This is a genomic window from Variovorax sp. GW460-12-1-14-LB1 (genome assembly GCF_059423605.1).
The window spans coordinates 1-19,774 of sequence record NZ_JBWKYF010000047.1 but is presented as its reverse complement, the minus strand read 5'-3'; the positions used below and the strand labels follow the sequence as shown (position 1 = coordinate 19,774).

The 19,774-nt window shown below is 66.1% G+C and carries 19 protein-coding genes; 7 read left to right on the top strand and 12 right to left on the bottom strand.

The features are described from left to right. Position 1: 1 nt before the first annotated feature. From AC07Y4_RS21930 to AC07Y4_RS21880, 11 genes are all read right to left on the bottom strand, one after another. Positions 2-922, bottom strand: coding sequence for a hypothetical protein (locus AC07Y4_RS21930; protein ID WP_495275091.1), 921 nt, complete (start codon positions 920-922; stop codon positions 2-4). Continuing rightward, positions 919-1,884, bottom strand: coding sequence for a type II secretion system F family protein (locus tag AC07Y4_RS21925; protein ID WP_495275090.1), 966 nt, complete (start codon positions 1,882-1,884; stop codon positions 919-921). The genes AC07Y4_RS21930 and AC07Y4_RS21925 overlap by 4 nt, the downstream gene beginning before the upstream one ends. Beyond that, the gene (locus AC07Y4_RS21920; protein ID WP_495275089.1) at positions 1,881-2,885 is read right to left on the bottom strand and encodes a type II secretion system F family protein; all 1,005 of its coding nucleotides are present in this window, start codon (positions 2,883-2,885) and stop codon (positions 1,881-1,883) included. Before AC07Y4_RS21920 ends, AC07Y4_RS21925 begins: the two co-directional genes overlap by 4 nt. After that, the gene (locus AC07Y4_RS21915; protein WP_139704881.1) at positions 2,878-4,194 is read right to left on the bottom strand and encodes a TadA family conjugal transfer-associated ATPase; all 1,317 of its coding nucleotides are present in this window, start codon (positions 4,192-4,194) and stop codon (positions 2,878-2,880) included. Before AC07Y4_RS21915 ends, AC07Y4_RS21920 begins: the two co-directional genes overlap by 8 nt. Before the next feature lie 3 nt (positions 4,195-4,197). Next, positions 4,198-5,481 carry a CpaE/TadZ family protein gene (locus AC07Y4_RS21910; RefSeq protein ID WP_495275088.1) on the bottom strand — a complete coding sequence of 428 codons (1,284 nt, stop codon included), beginning with the start codon at positions 5,479-5,481 and terminating at the stop codon, positions 4,198-4,200. 41 nt (positions 5,482-5,522) lie between these two features. Then, a complete protein-coding gene (locus tag AC07Y4_RS21905) occupies positions 5,523-6,896 on the bottom strand; it encodes a type II and III secretion system protein family protein (protein WP_495275087.1) in 1,374 nt (457 codons plus the stop codon). Between the two features lie 48 nt (positions 6,897-6,944). Next, positions 6,945-7,943 carry a Flp pilus assembly protein CpaB gene (gene cpaB / locus AC07Y4_RS21900; RefSeq protein ID WP_495275086.1) on the bottom strand — a complete coding sequence of 333 codons (999 nt, stop codon included), beginning with the start codon at positions 7,941-7,943 and terminating at the stop codon, positions 6,945-6,947. Between the two features lie 81 nt (positions 7,944-8,024). Continuing rightward, positions 8,025-8,528 (bottom strand): A24 family peptidase, encoded by a 504-nt coding sequence (locus AC07Y4_RS21895; protein WP_495275085.1) that lies wholly within the window; start codon positions 8,526-8,528, stop codon positions 8,025-8,027. 38 nt (positions 8,529-8,566) lie between these two features. Beyond that, entirely contained in the window at positions 8,567-8,740 is a 174-nt protein-coding gene (locus tag AC07Y4_RS21890) for a Flp family type IVb pilin (protein WP_495275084.1), read from the bottom strand. Between the two features lie 412 nt (positions 8,741-9,152). Next, a complete protein-coding gene (locus AC07Y4_RS21885) occupies positions 9,153-10,658 on the bottom strand; it encodes a L,D-transpeptidase family protein (protein WP_495275083.1) in 1,506 nt (501 codons plus the stop codon). Continuing rightward, the gene (locus tag AC07Y4_RS21880) at positions 10,625-11,800 is read right to left on the bottom strand and encodes a YybH family protein (RefSeq protein WP_495275082.1); all 1,176 of its coding nucleotides are present in this window, start codon (positions 11,798-11,800) and stop codon (positions 10,625-10,627) included. Before AC07Y4_RS21880 ends, AC07Y4_RS21885 begins: the two co-directional genes overlap by 34 nt. A 205-nt stretch (positions 11,801-12,005) precedes the next feature. On the opposite strand from AC07Y4_RS21880, the gene AC07Y4_RS21875 reads away from it, so the two are divergent. Next, positions 12,006-13,010 (top strand): Bug family tripartite tricarboxylate transporter substrate binding protein, encoded by a 1,005-nt coding sequence (locus AC07Y4_RS21875; protein WP_307696987.1) that lies wholly within the window; start codon positions 12,006-12,008, stop codon positions 13,008-13,010. A gap of 125 nt (positions 13,011-13,135) precedes the next feature. Here the strand turns inward: AC07Y4_RS21875 and AC07Y4_RS21870 are convergent, their stop codons facing one another. After that, entirely contained in the window at positions 13,136-13,933 is a 798-nt protein-coding gene (locus tag AC07Y4_RS21870; RefSeq protein WP_495275081.1) for an IclR family transcriptional regulator domain-containing protein, read from the bottom strand. Between the two features lie 137 nt (positions 13,934-14,070). Here AC07Y4_RS21870 and AC07Y4_RS21865 point away from each other — a divergent pair, with 137 nt between their 5' ends. From AC07Y4_RS21865 to AC07Y4_RS21840, 6 genes are all read left to right on the top strand, one after another. Continuing rightward, positions 14,071-14,772, top strand: coding sequence for a 3-oxoacid CoA-transferase subunit A (locus tag AC07Y4_RS21865; protein ID WP_495275080.1), 702 nt, complete (start codon positions 14,071-14,073; stop codon positions 14,770-14,772). Continuing rightward, positions 14,769-15,416: a 3-oxoacid CoA-transferase subunit B gene (locus AC07Y4_RS21860; RefSeq protein WP_062482449.1), complete on the top strand. Its 648-nt coding sequence runs from the start codon at positions 14,769-14,771 to the stop codon at positions 15,414-15,416. The genes AC07Y4_RS21865 and AC07Y4_RS21860 overlap by 4 nt, the downstream gene beginning before the upstream one ends. Positions 15,417-15,446: 30 nt before the next feature. Beyond that, positions 15,447-16,652 carry a 3-oxoadipyl-CoA thiolase gene (gene pcaF / locus AC07Y4_RS21855; RefSeq protein WP_062482451.1) on the top strand — a complete coding sequence of 402 codons (1,206 nt, stop codon included), beginning with the start codon at positions 15,447-15,449 and terminating at the stop codon, positions 16,650-16,652. Beyond that, a complete protein-coding gene (locus tag AC07Y4_RS21850) occupies positions 16,652-17,629 on the top strand; it encodes a Bug family tripartite tricarboxylate transporter substrate binding protein (protein ID WP_495275079.1) in 978 nt (325 codons plus the stop codon). The genes pcaF and AC07Y4_RS21850 overlap by 1 nt, the downstream gene beginning before the upstream one ends. Positions 17,630-17,685: 56 nt before the next feature. Then, the gene (locus tag AC07Y4_RS21845; protein ID WP_159279280.1) at positions 17,686-18,699 is read left to right on the top strand and encodes a Bug family tripartite tricarboxylate transporter substrate binding protein; all 1,014 of its coding nucleotides are present in this window, start codon (positions 17,686-17,688) and stop codon (positions 18,697-18,699) included. A 350-nt stretch (positions 18,700-19,049) separates the two neighbouring features. Then, positions 19,050-19,774 (top strand): ESPR domain-containing protein (locus AC07Y4_RS21840; protein ID WP_495275078.1); only part of this gene is annotated, 725 nt, incomplete at its 3' end.

The window sequence follows — 19,774 nt, the reverse complement described above, 5'->3', positions numbered from 1 at the left end:
CTTATGGCGTCGTAGCCGGGATCAAAGGTGTCGATGCGGTGTTTGCCGCGGGATTCGACTGAATGACGGTGCGCACGCCGGTCAGGGTGGACCAGCGCGAAGCCTTGAGTGCGAGCGGGGGGACGACTTCGTCGCGCACGGGCGCTCCGGTACTGAGCGTCGCAGACGTCGCGGCTCCTCCTGTACGGAGCTGCTGCGCGGCTTCCCTGATTGCTGAGCGCGCGGCAGGCGACATCCGATTCGCGTCCATCATGGCCGTCGCTTGCTCTTGCTGATTCATAAGTTCGAGATACAGCGCGAGATTGGCTTGCGCCTGTGTACTGTCCGGGCGAAGTTGAAGCGCCTGCATCAGTGGCAGCCGGGCTTCCTCGGTCGAGCCTGCACGCAGTTGCGCGTAGCCCAGATCGCTCAGCAGCAGCGCATCCGTTGGCGCATGGCGCTGAGCTTGTTTCAGCAGCTGCACGGCCTCAGGGTAGCTGCCGCGTCCGCCGGCCAGCAACCCCAGGCCGCGATAGCCCGCACCTTCGAGGGGCGTGCCCATCAGTCGCTTGTAGGTCGCTTCGCTCTGTGCGGCTTGCCCTGTCTGCCGGAGGGCATCGGCGCGCAGACGTGTGGATTCGGGTGAAAGTCCCCAGCGTTGTTCAAGGGCGTCGATGTGAGCCAGTGAGGCGAACCACAGGTTTTCGCGCTGCATCTGATCGACGAGCTTGAGATACGTTTCCTTCGTATCGACGGAGGCGCCAGCCTTGGTATCTGCAGCGGCTTCTGCGGCCATGCGTTGTTGGGCGTCGACGCTTGCTGCGTACTGATCCTTGGGGGCGGCACAGCCAGTGATGGTCAAGGCCGCGAGGCAAGCCACAGCGCATGCTGAGTTGCATCTGAGCAAGCGCAGTAGTCCAGAATCCAAAAGGAGGATGTTCATTTTGCGATGGATCCCAATGATCGGAAGATGGCGATGAAGCCGGGACCTGCGGTCACGATGACTAGTGCTGGCAAGAGCGTGGTCACCATGACACCGGTCATCTTCACAGTGATCTTCCCGATCCGCTCTTTCATCTCTGACCGACGTCTTTCGCGTAGCCGTTCGCTGAAGATGCGCAGCGGCTCTTGCACCGCGCCGCCATGGCGATCAACTTGTACGAGCAGAGAGACCAGACCGCGAAGGTCTTCGTTGCCATGCAAAGTGGCCAGACGATGCAGGGAATGCTCGCGCGTGCGCCCTTGGCTGTATTGGCGATTAGCCAGAGTCAGTTCGAATCCGAGAACGCGCAATACATGCGAAAAATCGTCCGCCATGATTTGCAGACTTTGGTCGAGGCTCAAACCAACGCCTTGCAGTAGCTTCAACAGGTCGACAAAGAGCGGAAGTTCGCGGGAAATACGTTCACGTCGACCGGAGGCGATGTAGCCCAGCACCCACTTAGGAGTCATGAATCCTGCAACGAAGGTCGCGGCCAGCACCATGACGACGACGCGTTCTGTCAGGTGGCTCCTCGATACAGCGTACGCAATCACTGGTAGAAAAATCGCCAGCGCGAGTCTGGTGATCAGGAAGATCAACTGAGCCCGCTTGGAGGCCAATCCGCATTGATCAATTAAGCGGCGGTCTTCGTCTGCGACGAAGGCTCGTCCGATCCTGGAGTCGAGCCAATGGAAGGGGAGTTCCACATCGGCGCGTAAGGGTGCGCCGGGTTCTGCATCGCTTTCAATCGGTGTCCTCAAATCTATCTGTGTGGTCGTATCCCGACGTAGGGCACTGCCAATCACCTTACTGCTCAGGGTGCGGCGCCGTTCCGCGGCGATCAGCGCGCCGGCCGCAATCATTAGTCCCAGTGCGAGGAGGGCGACACTGATGATCGCCAGTTGATCGGGCGTGAAGTTCATGCGAGTCTCGCTAATCGATACAGAAGGACAGCGCCTAGCACTTGCAGTCCACCCGAAGAAAAAATCAGCGTGCGCCCGGTTCCATCGTTCCACATGCCCATGAAGTACGACGGATTGATGAGGATCAGCAAGGCGCCTACGCCCAGTGGAAGGAGGCCCAGAATCCAAGCTGAGAGCCGGGTCTCAGAGGACATCGCGATCAGTTCGTGCTCCGCTTGCTCGCGGTCGCGCATGAAGTTGGCCACCCGTTCGAGAAGAAGATCGGCGCGCCCGCCATAGCGCACGCCAAGGCCGAGGATGGACGCCAGAAGGAACATTTCCTCCACCTGCACATTGGTCGCCGTCTGGTGCAACGCACGGTCGAGATCCACCCCCGCGCGAACCAGAGCCGCGGAGCGTTCCATGTGACCTCGCAAGGGTTCCTGTGTCGTGGCAATGGCGAGTTGGAATGCCGCTTGTGTGGAATTTCCGATGGTGATCAAACGCACCATTGCGTCGATGTACGCCGGCAACTGGCTGATCAATTGGCGACGAACTTTCTGAAGCCGAAGCCATACCGCAAAGACCGAAACCAGGATGAGCAGGAACAGAACACCAACCGCTGCGATTGCCCCGCCGAAGAGTCCCGCCAAAAGGCACAGCACGACGATGCCGACCACGGCAAGCGTGGCGACCTTCGGTGAAATAACGCCGAGCAGCCACTCGGGCAAGACCGTCTCCATCAGGCCCTTGCGGGCCGGCGTGCCGGTCGTCGCCTCCGTGTTGAGCCAAGGATCCGAAGTGATGCCGGAGACATAGCTGTCCGAAGACGGATCGCGCAATGGCATCGGCACGTTCGCAACGGACGGCACCGCGTCGGCACTGCTCGCCAGAATCTGCTGCTCAAGGTGACGCCCGGTTGCCTGGCGGGTCTGCCGGCTTCTTGCCCATTGCCAGAGCAACAGGCCGCCGGCTGCCAGCAGCAGTGCGATGCAGGTCACGATGAGCAGTGCTTCACGCACGGCCTTCTCCGTTTTGCGCGCGTGCCATCGATTGGCGGAAGCGGGTGATCTTTGGCGAGTGCGGCGCGATGCCCAGCGAGACCCAGCGATCGCGCTCTTCGCCATCCGGCGACACGACCGGTTCGTAGCGGTAGAGCTCCTGCATCGCCACCACGTTGTCGTTCACGCCGGTGACTTCGCTGAGCGAGATGATGCGCCGCTGCCCATTGGAGAGCCGGCCGATCTGTACGATGAAGTCGATGGCGTTGGCAATCTGGCGGCGCAGGCTGACCTCGCTGCCTTGATAGCCCGCAAAGCCGGAGAGCATTTCGAGGCGGTACAGGCATTCGCGCGGCGAACTCGCGTGGATGGTGCCCATGGAGCCTTCATGCCCGGTGTTCATGGCCTGCAGCATCTCAATGACTTCTGCACCGCGCACTTCGCCCACGATGATCCGGTCCGGGCGCATGCGCAGGCTGTTGCGCAGCAGGTCGCGGATCGACACCACGCCAGTGCCGTCGAAGCCGCCGGGGCGGCTTTCGAGGCGCACCACGTGGCTGGTGCCCAGCGAAAGCTCGGCCGTGTCTTCGATGGTGATCACGCGTTCGCGCGAGGGGATGAAGCTGGCCAGCGCGTTGAGCAGCGAGGTCTTGCCCGAGCTGGTGCCGCCACTCACGAGAATGTTGCAACGCGCTCGCACCGCGATCTCGAGCAGCTGCGCCATGCCGGCATCGAAGGTGCCGAGCTTCACCAGGTCTGCGGGTGTGAGAGGTTCCTTGCGAAACTTGCGAATCGAAACCGACAGGCCATCGATGGCCAGCGGCTCGATGATGACGTTGATGCGGCCCCCATCGGGCAGGCGCGCATCGACCATCGGGTTCGACTCGTCGAGCCTGCGCCCCAGCGGTGCCAGGATGCGCCGCACGATCCGCATCACGTGCTCGGAATCGGTGAAGCGCAGCGTTTCGCGCTCCAGCATGCCGTGGCGCGACACATAGACGTTCTGGTAGCCGTTGATCAGGATGTCTTCGACGGCCGGGTCGTTCAGCAGGTCTTCCAGCGGGCCGAAGCCGGCCAGCTCCTTCGTCAGCGCATCGGCGATGAGCTGCATCTCGCGGTCGTTGATCGGCACGCGGCGCAGGCGCACGAAGCTGTCGACCTCCAGTTCGACGAACTGCTGGATCGACGCGCGCGACCAGCGGCCGAACTCCGCGCCCAGTTCTTCGATGCGACTGAGCAGGTGATCGTGCGTCCAGCTCTTGATGTCCTGGAACTGCTGGGAGTTGATGAACGCCTGGTCGTCGTCGGCAAATTCGATATCAGTGGACATGGATCAGCCTTGGTTATCTCTCTTCCAGAGCCCCGTGATCTGCGCCATCAGTGCCACCCAGCGTGGGTCCTTGGCAGGCGGTTGACCGGAGACGGACATGTATTCCTGGTGCAGGGTGCGGGCTAGGCCGCCGACGGCCTGCGCATACGGATCGTTGCGGGCGGTGCGCACGAGCATTTCGCCGCGGCAGCCGGCGGCGAGCAGCTGGCTGCTGCGTTCGGGAAGCACATGCTGCAGCGGCAGTTCGAGGCGTTCGGCGATGTCCTTGGCCGACAGGCCGACGCGAGCGTCGAACTTGTTCACGACCAGTGTCATCCGCTCGGTCTCGACGTTGCGAGCGCGCAGCTCCTTCAGCATGTTGGCCGTCGAGACGATGGCGCCGATGCTTTGGTCGCACACCACCCAGGCGTTCTGTGCTTCGCGCACGGTCAGGGCGATGAAGTCGATGGTCGAGAAGCCGCCGAGGTCGGCGATCTGGAAGTCGAAGAAGTCGGCCAGCCGGCGGATCAGCGAGACGGAATCGGCGTGCGAGATCTCGCGCACCTGCGCCAGGTTGGTCGGCAGCGGCAGCACGGCGACGCCGCTGGTGTGATGCGCCAGTGCGGTGTGCAACAGGGTCTGGTCGAGGCGCCGCAGATTGCGCACGCCATCGACGAAGCTGAATCCGCTTTGCGTGTTCAGGTACAGCAGGCCATCGCGTGCGGGCAGGCCCAGGTCGAGCAGCGCCACGCCCTGGCGCCCATTGCGGCCGGGCGGACGTGCAGGCGCTTGCCCCAGTTGGTCGTACAGCGTGAGCGCCAAGCTCGTGGCCAGCGTGGTGACGCCCAGGCCGGCACGCGCGCCCAGCAGGGCCAGCGTGCTGCCATGCAGGCCCCCGGGGAGCGAGCGCCGCTTTTCGAGAAGTGCGCGCAGGGTGCCCACGGCTTCATCGGGCGTGGCCGAGAGGTCGATGAAGTCGTCCACACCGGCGCGAAGGGCGGCCAGCATCGCGGCGGGTTGCGACGACACACCGGCGGCCAGCACGGGCAGGGTGGGCCAGTCGCGCTTCAGGCGTTGATGGAGCTCGCTGGCTGCGGTGGCCTGCTCGGGCGAGAAATCGATGAACACGGCCACGGGGCCGAGCAGGGAAATGCGCTCGTCGATCGTCTTCGTGTCCTGGCTCAGGACGACCACCGAGCCTTCGTGGCTCAGGGCGTCGGTCAGCCAGGTGATGTGGCCGCTGTTGGCTGACGCGAACAGGTAGGTTTCGCTGCCAGTTTCCGGAAGGTTGTCGCGTGGGGCGTTCATGGTGCCGTTCTGCGATGTGCGATTCGTAAGACCGTCATCCATCAGCGGGAGAAGCCCGGCACCGCCGTGTTGGCTGCGCCGCCGAGGAAGTGCGAGCGCCACACGGGGCCGTCGCGCTGTTCTGCGCCGCCTGGGAGGTAGGGCGTCAGATCGGTGTTGCGGGCAATCGGCTTGACCAGATGCGGGGTGACGAGGATCACCAACTCTTTCTCGTTCATCTGGTACTTGTTCTGGCGGAAGAAGGTGCCCAGGATCGGCAGGTCGCCGAGCAGCGGGACCTTGTCGACGTTCGAGGTCGTGGTGCGACTGACGAGGCCACCGATGATGAAGCTCTCTCCATCGCCCAGTTCCACGGTCGTGTCGGCGCGGCGCGTGGTGATTGCGGGCACAGCGACGCCACTGATACTGAGCGAGTTGGTGTAGTCGAGATCGCTGGCTTCAGGTGCAACCTTGAGCACGATGCGGTCGTTGGACAGCACTGTGGGGGTCAGAGTCAGGCCAATGCCAAAGGGCTTGTATTCGATGCTGGTGGTGCCCAGGCCTTGAGGTGCTGGCACCGGTAATTCTCCTCCGGCCAGGAAACTGGCGCTCTGGCCCGACATCGCAACCAGGGTGGGTTCGGCGAGCACCCGGGCCATGCCGTTGCCTTCAAGGAAGCCGACGTTCACACCGATGCCTGCCTTGCCGAAGTTGAAAAGCAGACTGAAGGCTTGCGCCAAGGGGTTGCTGTATTCGCCGCTGATAGAACCGTTGGGTGCGAAGGTCGAGCTGCTGAGCGACGACGGGCCGAAGACCCCGAAGCTGAACCCGTTCGAGTTGGCGCGCGTGCTGAAGATGTTCAGGCCCGCCTGCTTGAGAACGCTCCGATTGAACTCGACGACCTTCACTTCGACCTGAACGGTGTTGCTGCGCACGTTGACGACAGAGCGGTCGATGAGTTCCGTCTTCTCGCCCGCGCCGGCCAAGGCCGTGTCGCGTGCTTGCTGGTGTGCCGCGACGCTGTCCATGGTGCCGGAAACGGTGGCGTTGCGACGCCGCACTTCGACGGCGTAGGTCGTCGCTGCCGCGTTGCCCTTTTCCCAGACCATCAGCGTGGTGCGCCCTGCCGCCTTGCCGGTGATGATCAGTCGCGCTGCGGGAGAACTTGGTGTCTTGCGGGTGACGGTGACGGCCGCGACGGCCTCGTCGGCGATGGCCATCCGCTCTATGCCCTTGTCGATCAGAAGCTCCTGCTGTGTACCCGCATTGAGAATCAGCGGTCGCTGGGGCTGTGTGCGCACAGCCTGAGCGTCTGCGGCATTGGTGGCGAGCGGCCAGGCGGCCTGGGCCAGCGCACACAAGGCGATCAGCGACGAGCGCAACAGCGGCGGGGCGCCCGCAGGGCTGCTCGACGGTTCGCGTGGCGTGTAGGGCATGTGGCTTCTTTCCTGGATGACGGACGTGACGGCTGAAGTGCGCTGCACTCAATAGCTCATGGTTTCGCTGCGGTCGCCGCGAATGACTTCGACTTGAAGGCCGCCGCGAGCGATACCTGCTTGGGGTGCTCGTGTGCCAGTTGAAATGGCGCGGGCTTCAGTCAAGGCCGGGCGACTGGCGACGTTCTTGCCTCCAGTCACAAGATCGAGTGCCGTCAAACCTGCCTGTGCACGGTCCAGTCCTTCCAGAGGCGGGCGGCGAGGCTCGCCGGGGCGGACCGAGGCAGGCTGCAGTGCGGTCGGGAGATCGGCAAAGAGCTTGGGGTCGGGTTCCCCCATGTCGTTCGGGTTGCGCAGCGCGAGCATCAGCCGACCGGTCGAGTCGCCGATCGTGAGGCGGTTCACGTCATCGACGGGCACCGCCAGGACGGCGGTGCGGGCAGGCTCGGTGCGCTGAGCTTGTTGTTGCTGCTTGTCCGCCGTCTTCGAAGGAAGACCATCGACGGATGCCGAACCGAAGGCGAGCACGCGCTTGCGCGAGAGAAGCAGGCGTGCCTGACTGCGATCGACGTCCTTGCCGTCCGACTTCAGCGTGATGAACACGTCGACGAAATCTCCGGGCTGAATCTTGTTGCCGACACCCATGATCTCGTCGGCCTTGACAGCGACTGCGCGTTCGCCTGCTCCCACGCGAAGGGCAAGGCCCGAGACCAACTGGTTCTCCATCACGGGCGTGCCCTCTGAGAGATCGAGTACCGGAACGCGATCGGCCGCCGCTGCCACCTCTTGAAAAGCGCCCGCAGGATTGACGGTGAGATGCTCGACGCGCAGGGCATCTGCTGCAATGACTTGACCCGCGGGCAGCGGCTTTGCGGCGACGACGACGGGGTAGGTGACTGCGGGCTGGCTCTTTGTCTGCTCGCTCCCTCGTTCAGAGGCCGCAGGGGCCTTTGGTGCGGGCTGCCGACCGAGCATCCAGGCATAGACCCCCAGCAGGATGGCCAACAGAACCAGGATGGCAGCAATGATTTTGGTGAGATTGATCATGGGCGGCGAACTGAAGGAGGGGAGCAAGCGATCACGGGGAAAAGATGAAGGGCCTGCGAGACGGGGCAGAGTTGGCCGTGGCTAGCTCTGTCGCCCCCAAACCATCCACGCCGCGGCGGCCAACGCAAGGTAGGCTGCGTAAGGAATGATGCGAATCCGGCGGGATGGGCCGCCGGGCTCGAGGGTGCGTGACGGGCCGGCAAGCACCAAGGCCAGACGCGGAAAAAAAGGCCAGCGCTTGAGTGCGAGCCAGAGGACGCTGTGGGCGCCAGCTACTAGGCTGGCAATGATCCAGATCGGCACCAGGGCCGACAGGCCAACCCACAGTCCCAAAGCAGCAGTGAATTTCACGTCCCCAGCTCCCATGAAGCCGGTGACGTAGAAGAGCAGGAGAAACGCAAAGCCTGTTCCTGCGCCAAGAAGTGCCGCACGCCAATCGTGTCCGAGAGGCCCGGACCCCAACCACAAGGCCGCGAGTGCCAAGGCGGCGCCAACGAGCACAAGCCAGTTAGGGACGCGGCGTTGTCGGAAATCATAGGTAGCGACAAGAAGGAGCCACAACAACCAAACTGTCGTCAGAGTCATCGATTGCCTGCGGTCCGCGCGCTGTGCACAACCGACGCTTATACGGCTGCCTTCAGCTTCGTAGAAATTCTTCCAAAGAGACCCGACAAATCAGTGCCCAGAGCCGTCAAGGCGACGGCAATTCCAATAGCAACCAATCCAGCGATCAGTCCATATTCAATTGCGGTAGCACCTTCTTCATCGCGCAGAAAACGAGTAATAGAACTAAGCATGGTGATCTCCTGAAAGGAAGTGTTAACAAAGGCTGGCACGGTGGATGTTATACAGCGTAACTCCGTGTATCAACAGGAGAAACACACCGGATCGAGTCCCGGATGTGCTACTCGGAGGGGTAAAGCAGGAAGGCGGCCAGCCTCGTTCGGCCCCCACAACGGGGCAGAAAAGGTCACTTATTCACAGTCTGGAGATGTTCGTTTCCCTCTGTAAACCGCATGCACACTGGCATGGACGAGGGGAACGCGTTACGGGCGTGGGAACGTCCGGAAGTTGAGCGTTACGGGAACATGCCCGTTACGTGTTACGTAGCGCGGTACCTAGGAGTGCAATTTGTAACACTCGACAAGGCGGCTCCGTTTGGGCAATAAATCACACTTTTGGGGCCGAGACCCCTTCGGTGATGTGGGCTCAGCCGAGGATTTCTTCGTGGAAGAGCTTCCACTCGCCGCCCTGGCGCAGCCAGTACTGGCGGCGGGTGCGGCCGTTCTTCTCGCCCTCGAACACCTCGCCGAAGGTGGCGACCATGGTGTCCTCGGTGTCGCGCCAGTGCAGGTACGACGTGTCCTTGATTTGCACTCGTTTACCTTGTGCGTAGGTCAATTCGTCGCGGAGTACCCCATCGGCATCGACGGGCTTGCGGCTGGCGCGCTGGAAATCCGGCAAATAGAATTTTTTCAATTGCGCTTCATTGCCGCTGGCGCGCGCGTCTTTCCAGGCGGTAATTGAATCGGCGAATTTCTTTGTTTCTTTTTCGGCCTGCGGCTGCGAAATCCATTGCAGGCTGCGCGCGGTGACGACGGGGGTGGCGCCGATCTGGACCTTGCGCAGCAGCTGCTTGAGGTCGGGGTTGGCCATGACGACGCAGCCGTCGCTGGCCAGCGGCGCCCGCGCGAACTGCTGGGGCGGGGTGCCGTGCAGCCAGATGCCGCTGCCGGTCTTGCCGCGCCGCACGTCGTACGGGTTGGGGTAGTTGATGGGCAGGGCGCCGGCGCCGTAGAAGTCTTTCAGCGAGCGCGGGTCGAGGCTGCTGGTGATGTAGTACACGCCCAGCGGGGTGCGCGCGTCGCCTTCGACGGCCTTGTCGGTGCCCGACTTGCCGACGGAGATGTAGTAGTCGGCAACGAGCTTCAGGCCCTTGTCGGAGTTCTCGAACAGGTACAGCCGCGAGCGCGAGGCGTCGACGGCAATGGCGAAGCGGCTGCGGGTCGAGAGGGTGAGGAACTGCGAGGGCACGGTGCCGGCGGGCGGGCGTTCGCGCAGGGCCTGCAGGCGGCGGCGCGATTCCTCGTGCAGCTCGACCATGGCCGGGTTGCCGCGCAGGCGCGCGATGCCGGCGGTGTCGGGCATGGCGTTCGAGGGCGGCACCTGCGCTGCGAGCAGGTCGCCGTACACGAGCTGCGCGAGCTGGAAGTTCGGGTGGTCGCGCACGAGGGTCTGGGCCTTGGCCAAGGCCTCGCGGGTCTTGCCACGGCCGAACAGTTCGTAGACGCCGATCAGGCGGGCCTCGGCGCCGCTGGCTTCCTGCAGCGGCGCGGCGGTTCTGGCGGTCTTGCGGGTCGGGCGCGTGGCGCCGGCGTTGTCTGCTGCGACGGTGGACCGCTTGCCCTTGGCCTGCAGCTGCGTCTTGCTGGCGCCGCTGCCGGCCTTGCCGCCTCGGGCTTCCTTGGCAGACGCACGGCTGCCGCCGGCCTTGGCGGCCTTGGTGCCGCTGGTCTTGGCGGTGGCCGACTTGCTGGAACTGTTGCTGTTGTTGGCTGCGAGCGCGGCGCCGGGCGTGGCCAGCAGGAGCGCAGAAGCGGCCGTCAAGGCCGCGAGCAGCTTCCCGCTCCGCAGCGGGAACGGGAGGGTCTGAAGCCGGCCGTGCCGGACGATGTCTGCCACTAGCCGCCGACGCTTTCCTTGCGAATGTGCCACTGGTTGCCGGAGCGTTGCAGCTCGAGCGTCTTACGGCTCGCGATGTTGAGGTTGTCGGCGCGGTAGATCTGGCGGAACTTGGCGGTGGCGGTCTGTCCGTCGACCTTGATCGCGAGGTTCTCGAGGTTCACGCTGATGCTGGACTTGCCGACGATGCGCGCGCGGCGGTCTTCTTCCCAGGCCTTGCGGCTCTGGCCGCCGGCGGGCACGAAGTCGCTGCCGTAGGCGGCGAGGTAGCGGTCCATGTCCTGGCTGGCCCAGGCCGAGGCCCAGCCGCGCACGACGGATTCGATCTCGGCGTTGGAAGCCGGGGCTGCAGCAGGCGCTGGTGCCGGTGCCGGTTCAGGCGTCTTGGCAACCGGCGCGGGGGCTGCGGCCACCTTGACGGGCGGTGCGACAGGCGCGGCGGCGGGGGCCGGCGCGGGCGCAGGCGGTGCCTTGGCGACGGGAGCAGGAGCGGGCACGGGTGCCGGAGCGGGTGCCTTGGCGACCGGTGCGGGCGCAGGCGCCGGGGCAGGGGCCTTCGCAGCCGGTGCCGGTGCGGGCGTCGTCGTGGCCGAAGCCACTAGGGTCGAGCCCTTCGAGCCGGCCGCCGGCGGAGCGGTGAAGAGCGTACGGATCACGGCCAGCTTGGGCTGCACCGCGGTGTTGTTCTGGTCGAGCTGCAGCGCCTTGCTGTAGGCCTGGCTGGCCAGCCGTGCGTACACGTCGCCGAGGTTTTCCTGGGCGGTGGCGTAGCTGGGGTTGGTGCGAATGGCGCTTTCGAGGGCGTTGCGGGCCTTGTCGAACTGGTTCTGGCTCGCGTAGATGACGGCGAGGTTGTTGAACGGCTCGGGCAGCTCGGGCGCATCTTGCGTGAGCTGGGTGAAGGCGGCGATGGCCTCGGCGCGCTTGCCGGTGTCGAGCTGGATCACGCCCTTCAGGAAACGCATCTGCGGATCGCGCGGCTTGTCCTTGAGGAAGGCCTCGGCCTTGGTCATGGCCTCGTCGAGCTTGCCGGACTGCATCAGCCGGTCGACCTCTTCGTGCTCGGTCGCGGCCAGCGCGGGAAGCGCGGCGCCGCAGGCCGCAACGGCCAGGAGCAGGGCGCGCACGGTGGGGGAGAAGCTGAAGCGGGCGCGAGGCCGGGGGCTCTTGGGCATTGCGGACAAGACCTCGTTGGTGGGGAAGGGGAATGCGGCAGGCATTGTAAATGCGCCCGTCACCTCTGGATACCAAGCTGACGGAGCCCTGCGATGGCCCTATTCACAGTTGTGCCGAACTTGTGCGCTGCAGCATCATCATGTAACGTCTCGTAAGCAAAATGCACGTGTTTACCCTGATTTTTCCATCCCTCTGGAGTCCGTTTTGAAGATCACCAAACGCCGCCTGCTCGAAGGCGGCGCTGCAGCCATTGCCACCTCGCTGTTCACGCCGGCCTCGTGGGCCCAGCGCGCAGCAGGCGGCGATGCCGCCTGGCCAACCAAGCCCGTGCGCATCCTCGTGGGCTTTCCGGCGGGTGCCTCGCCCGACCTGGCGGCGCGCGCCATCGCGGAGCCGCTCTCGAAGCTCCTGCGCCAGCCGGTGACGGTGGAGAACAAGCCCGGCGCCAGCGGCAACCTCGTGGCCGCCGAAGTGGCCAAGGCCACGGACGACCACACGATTGGCGCGCTCATCAACGGCAACCTCACGATCGCCAAGCTGTTGAACCCCTCGCTCGACTTCGACCCCGAGAAAGACTTCGCGCCCGTCGGCCTGATCGGCACCGCGCCGCTGGTGCTGGTGGTGTCGGGCAGCGCCACGGGCAAGTCTGCGGCCGACCTGCTGCTGTGGGTGCGCAACCTGGGCAGCGCCGGCAAGTACGGCACGCCGGGCGTGGGCACCGTGGGCCACCTGGGCATGGAACTGCTCAAGAGCCGCGCGGCCATCACCGCGCAGCACAAGCCCTACACCGGCAACCCGCAGGTGATCGCCGGCATCCTCGCGGGCGAGATCCAGCTGGCGCTGCTGCCGCCCGGCCTGGCGATGCCGCACGTGAAGTCGGGCAAGCTCAAGGCCATCGGCGTGACCTCGCCCGAGCGCAGCCCGTTGGTCAACGAGCTGCCGACGATCCGCGACGCCGACGTGCGCGGCGCCGACCTCGAGATCTGGACCGCGCTCGCCGCGCCCGCGAGCATGAAGCCGGCCGCCGTGGCCAAGCTGAACGCCGCGCTGGTCGAGGTGATCAGTTCGCCCGAGGTGAGCGGCGAACTGCTCAAGACCGGCTGGCAGGCGCAGCCCGGTTCGCCCGACACACTGGCCAAGCGCATGCGCGCCGACACCACGCGGCTGGGCGGCGTGATCCTCATGAAGGGCATTCGCTCAGAAGCTTGAGCTCGCCCCCAGGCTTCGCGCACTTCGTGTCGCTTCTCCAACCCCCTACCGGGGGCAACACCAGCGGCCCGGCAAAGCCGGTTCCGCGGTGTTCCTGAAAGGGGCCGGGGCCGTGCGTGGATGGCCTACAGCAGCGCCGACACCTGCCGTGCCGCATCGATCAGCGCCGGCAGCATCGTCTCCTGCATCACCTTCGCGCTGGTGCGGTTCGCCTGCCCGCTGATGTTGAGCGCGGCCACCATGCGGCCCTGCCGGTTCACGATGGGCGCGGCCACCGAGATCAGGCCTTCTTCCAGTTCCTGGTTCACCAGGCACCACTGCTGCTTGCGCGCCTGGGCCACCTTGGCCATGAGCGCGTCGATGTCGGTCACGGTGTGCTTGGTCAGCGCCTCGAGGTTCGAGGCCTCGAGGCGTGCGCGCACCTCGTCGTCGCCCAGGTCGGCCAGCAGCAGGCGGCCCAGCGACGTGCAGTACGCCGGCAGCCGCGAGCCCACGCCCAGGCTGATGCGCATGATCTTCTGCGTCGGCACGCGCAGCACGTAGACGATGTCGGTCGCGTCGAGCACGGCGGCCGAGCACGACTCCTGCACCTGCTGCACCAGCGCCTCCATCACGGGCTCGGCGCGGTTCCAGATCGGCATCGACGACAGGTAGGCAAAGCCCAGGTCGAGGATGCGCGGCGTGAGCGTGAAGAGCTTGCCGTCGGTCACCACATAACCCAGCGTCTGCAGCGTGAGAAGAATGCGCCGCGCCCCCGCACGCGTGAGGCCGCTGCCGGCGGCCACCTCGCTCAGCGTCTGGTGCGGCGCGCTCGCGCTGAACGAGCGGATCACCTGCAGGCCGCGCGCAAAGGACTGCACGTAGCTGTCGCCGGGGGCGGGCGTGTCGGTGGTGGACGTAGCGGAAACGGGGTGGGTTGCCATGGCGAGCGATCCTCTCTAAAATTCATTATACGAACAAAAGTTCTTTAGACGAACAAATTGCGGTTCGCGAGGATTCGTGAATTCGGCAGGGTGTTCGGACCGTTCGGTTTCTTTCTTCACTCCCGGAGACAGGCTTCATGATCAACAAGATCGCGCGCTCGGTCGCCGATGCCCTGGCAGGCATCCAAGACGGCGCCACGGTGCTCATCGGCGGTTTCGGCACCGCCGGCATTCCAGGCGAACTCATCGACGGTCTCGTCGAACAGGGCGCCAAGGACCTCACGGTCGTCAACAACAACGCAGGCAATGGAGAGACGGGCCTGGCGGCGCTGCTCAAGGCCGGCCGCGTGCGCAAGATCATCTGCAGCTTTCCGCGCCAGGCCGACAGCCAGGTGTTCGACGGCCTGTACCGCAGCGGCAAGATCGAACTCGAGCTCGTGCCCCAGGGCAACCTGGCCGAGCGCATCCGCGCGGCGGGTGCCGGCATCGGCGCCTTCTACTGCCCCACGGGCTACGGCACGCAACTGGCCGGCAACCGCGAAACGCGCGAGATCGACGGCGTGCAGTACGTGCTCGAGTACCCCATCCACGGCGACGTGGCGCTCATCAAGGCCGAGCGCGGCGACCGCTGGGGCAACCTGGTCTACCGCAAGGCCGCGCGCAACTTCGGCCCGGTGATGGCCATGGCGGCGAAGAAGACCATCGCCACCGTGCACGACATCGCCGAACTCGGCACCCTCGACCCCGAGAGCATCGTGACCCCGGGCATCTTCGTGCACCAGGTGGTGCGCATCGAACGCGTGGCGACCCAAGCCGGCGGCTTCAAGAAGGCAGCATGACCATGGCATACACCCGTCGCACCAAAGACCAACTGGCAGCCCGCGTCGCACAAGACATCTTCGACGGCGCTGTCGTCAACCTCGGCATCGGCCAGCCCACGTTGGTGGCCAACCACCTGCCGCAGGGCCGCGAGGTCATCCTGCAAAGCGAGAACGGCATCCTCGGCATGGGCCCCGCGCCCGAGGCCGGCGAAGAAGACTACGACCTCATCAACGCCGGCAAGCAGCCCGTCACGCTGCTGCCGGGCGGCTCGTTCTTCCACCACTCGGACAGCTTCGCGATGATGCGCGGCGGCCACCTCGACATCTGCGTGCTCGGCGCATTCCAGGTGTCGGCCACCGGCGACCTCGCCAACTGGCACACGGGCGAGAAAGACGCCATTCCCGCGGTCGGCGGCGCGATGGACCTGGCCATCGGCGCCAAGCAGACGTGGGTCATGATGGATTTGCTCACCAAGCAGGGCGCGAGCAAGCTGGTGCAGCAGTGCACCTATCCGCTCACCGGCATCGGCTGCGTCAAGCGCGTGTACTCCGACCTCGCCACGCTCGAATGCACGCCGCAGGGCCTGAAGCTCGTCGACACCGTCGAGGGCCTGAGCCGCGAAGAACTCGAGACGCTGGTCGGCCTTCCGATCGCCGCCTGATCCGTTCCACCCATTCAAGAGACAACTCACATGACCACCCAAGCCTTCATCTGCGACGCCGTCCGCACCCCCTTCGGCCGCTACGGCGGTTCGCTCAGCAGCGTGCGCACCGACGACCTCGGCGCCGTGCCCCTGCGCGCACTGATCGAGCGCAACAAGAACGTCGACTGGCAGGCCGTGAGCGACGTGCTCTACGGTTGCGCCAACCAGGCCGGCGAAGACAACCGCAACGTCGCGCGCATGTCGGCGCTGCTCGCGGGCCTGCCGATCGAAGTGGGCGGCGGCACCATCAACCGCCTGTGCGGTTCGGGCCTCGATGCACTGGGCACCGCCGCGCGCGCCATCCGCGCCGGTGAAGCCGGTCTGATGATCGCCGGCGGCGTCGAAAGCATGAGCCGCGCGCCCTTCGTCATGCCCAAGGCCGAGAGCGCCTTCAGCCGCAACAACGCGGTGTACGACACCACCATCGGCTGGCGCTTCGTCAACAAGCTCATGAAGGCGCAGTACGGCGTCGACTCGATGCCCGAGACGGCCGAGAACGTGGCGACCGACTACAAGATCGAGCGCGAAGCGCAAGACCTGATGGCGCTCAACTCGCAGCTGCGCGCCGTGGCTTCGCAGAAGTCCGGCTTCTTCGACGCCGAGATCGTGCCCGTGAGCGTGCCCCAGAAGAAGGGCGACGCCCTCATCGTCAACAAGGACGAGCATCCGCGTGACACCACGCTGGAGGCGCTGGCCAAGCTCAAGCCCATCGTGCGCCCCGACGGCACCGTCACCGCCGGCAATGCCAGCGGCGTGAACGACGGCGCCTGCGCGCTGCTGCTGGCCGACGAAGCCAGCGCCGCCAAGCATGGCCTCACGCCGCGCGCCCGCGTGGTCGGCATGGCCACGGCCGGCGTTGCGCCGCGCATCATGGGCATCGGCCCGGCGCCCGCCACGCAGAAGGTGCTGGCGCTCACCGGCCTCACGCTCGACCAGATCGACGTCATCGAACTCAACGAAGCCTTCGCCGCACAAGGCCTCGCCGTGCTGCGCCTCCTGGGCCTGAAGGACGACGACGCGCGCGTGAACATCAACGGCGGCGCCATCGCCCTGGGCCACCCGCTCGGCGCCAGCGGCGCACGCCTGGCCACCACCGCGGTGAACCAGTTGCACAAGGGCGGCGGCCGCTACGCGCTGTGCACGATGTGCATCGGCGTGGGGCAAGGCATTGCCGTGATCCTGGAACGCGTCTGATGGCGCTCGCCCGACGCGAGCTGCTGCTGGGCCTGCTGGCAGCAGCAGGCCTGCCGGCGCACGCGCAGCAGAGCGATGCCAAGCCGATCCGCATCGTCGTGCCGTTCGCGGCCGGCGGCGGCAACGACGTGTTCGCGCGCCAGATGGCCAAGGGCCTGGGCGAGGTGCGCAAGTCCGGCGTCATCGTCGACAACAAGCCCGGCGCGGGCGGCAACCTCGGCACCGAGCAGGTGGTGCGCAGCACGCCCGACGGCAGCACGCTGCTGCTGGGCCACACGGGCACCGTGTCGATCAACCCGGCGCTGTACAAGGGCCTGAAGTTCGACGCCCGCAAGGACCTCGTGCCCGTGGCCATGTTCGCCTCGTCCGCGCTCGTGCTTGTGGTGCCCGCGGCCTCGAAGGTGCGCAGCGTGGCCGACCTCGTCAAGGAGGCCAAGGTGCGCCCGGGGCTGCTCGACTACGCCTCGAGCGGCAGCGGCACGGGCGGCCACCTCACGGGCGAACTCTTCGCGCAGCGCACCGGCACGAAGATCAATCACATTCCCTACAAGGGCACCAACCCCGCGCTCACCGACCTCGCGGGCGGTCAGGTGCAGATGATGTTCAGCGTCATCCCGCCCGCGCTTGCGCTGGTCAAGGGCGGGCGTCTGCGCGCCATTGCCGTCACCGGTGCCAAGCGCCTGCCGTCGCTGCCCGACGTGCCGACCGTGGCCGAGTCGGGCCTGCGCGAACTCGCGGGCTTCGAGAGCACGCTCACCTACGGCATCCTCGCGCCGCGCGGCACGTCCGATGCGTTCGTGAAGACGCTGTCGGCGCAGATGCTGCAGGTGGCGGGCGGCGCCGAGTTCCAGTCGCGCCTGGACGTGGAAGGCGCCGTGCCGCTGCTCGGCGGGCCGGCCGCGTACGCCGCGCTCATCGCGAAGGAAAGCGCGCTGTGGGCCGGCATCGTCAAGGCCTCGGGCGCGTCGGTCGACTGAGCGGCGACGCACCGCTTCCCACCCATCAACGATTCATCAAACCGGAGACTTCTCTCATGTCCTTCTTCCGTTCGTCGCTTTCGCGCCGCGCCATCGCTGCAGCCGTGCTGGCGTTGACTGCCGGCGGCCTGCTGCCGCTGACCGCTTCGGCACAACAGCAGCCCGCAGCCTTCCCGACCAAGCCCGTGCGCATCATCACGCCGTTCCCGGTCGGCGGTGGTCCGGACGGCGTGGCCCGCCTCGTGGCCGACAAGCTCTCGCGCGCCTGGGGCCAGCCGGTGGTGGTCGAGAACCGCCCGGGCGGCAACGGCTTCATCGCCATCGACGCCTTCAAGCGGGGTGCGAAAGACGGCCACGACATCATCGTTCTGGACAACGTGCACCTGGCCGCGTACCCGGCGCTGTTCAAGAAACTGCCCTACGACGCGTCGAAGGACTTCGACGCGCTGCTGCCGCTGTTCAAGACCTACTTCTTCTTCACCGTCGCGACCAACAGCAAGTACAAGACCGTGGGCGACCTGATCGCCGACGCCAAGGCCAACCCCGGCAAGCTCGACTACGGCTCGTGGTCGGTCGGCAACCCGGTGCACCTGGGCTCGGAACTGTTCGAGTCGGCCACCGGCACGCAGATGGAGCACGTGATCTACAAGGAGACCACGCAGCTGTACACCTCGGTCGCCACTGGTGAGCTGGCCTTTGCGCTGGGCAGCAGCGCCACCGCCGGCCCGCTGCAGCGCGCCAACAAGCTGCGCTTCCTGGCAGCGGCAGCGCCCCAGCGCGTGGCCGCTTTCCCCGACGTGCCGACCGTGAGCGAATCGGGCGGCCCGAAGGGCTTCGAGGTCATCGGCTGGAACGCCATCGCCGTGCCGAAGGGCTTGCCCGCCGCGGTCACCGACAAGATCAAGCGCGACATCGAGAAGGGCCTGGCCGAACCCGACGTGCTGGAGAAGTTCAAGAGCTTCGGCTACGAGCCGTTCCCGACGACGCGCCCGCAGTTCGACCAGTTCGTGGCGACGGAAACGAAGCGCTTCACCGACGTGATCCGCAAGGCGAACGTGTCGCTGGACTGACAGCGCGCGCCCAGGGCGCATCCGCAACGAACAAGGCACCCGCGAGGGTGCCTTTTCTTTTGGGCGCCGCGCCCAGGGCGAGAGATTGTGCTGTCCAAAAGTCACATGTTACGTATGGATACGCGACAGGGTAGACCGTCTACCGAAGGGCCTGACAGAGGCGGAGTGGCCCCGCATGGGGCCGGTCGCCCCGTTTCAGGGTAGCCCCTTGCAGGGATACGCGTAACTGGCACGCGTTCTTACATTTTTGACTTGCACATCCGAAATCGTCGCCGTGGGGAGGAGCAAGCCATTGCTGCTGCACACGGAGGTCCACCTGCCCAGTCAGTGAACGAAGAGGGAGTTGAGTCATGAACAAGATCTTCCGAACCCTGTGGAGTCCCACCGCCGGCACCTGGGTGGCCGCGCCGGAAATCGCGCGCGGCCACGCGCGATCGTGCAGCGGGGGCGGCGTGCGCGCGGTGGCGGCGGCGGCGGCAACGGCGGCGCTGTGGGTCTGCGTCGTGCCGGTGCTCGCGGCCGGCGGTGCGGGTGGCCAGCCGGTCGGTGACGCGTCGCTGAACGCGGGCACGGGCGGCAGCGACGGCACGGGCGGCAGCGGCGGGCTCAACGACACCACGGTCAATGCCTTCGGCGGCGCGGGCGGATCGTCCACGCCGGGCGGCGTCACGGCGGGGGCCAACGCCAGCATCGGCGGCTTCGGCGGTGCCACGCCGGGCACCGGCGGCGCGGCCGGCGCGGCCAGCACGCCCACCGGCCCCGGGGCGTTCCAGGGCGACGCCGGCGGCGCGGGCCAGGCGCAGACCGGTGACGCGGCCAACGGCAACGGCTACGGCGGGGGCGGCGGCGGTGGCTTCCAGGGCATGTCGATCGCCAACAACGTGGCCAATTCGTCCGACAGCTACACCGGCGGCATCGGTGGCGCGGGCGGCAACGGGTACTGGGCCGCGGGCGGTGGCGGCGCGGGCGGCTACGGTTCGATCCTCAGCGGCCCGCTCGGCAGCTACACGGCCACGGGATCTTCCACGGGCGGCGCCGGCGGCAAGGGCGGCGACGCCTTCTCGCAGGGCGGTGG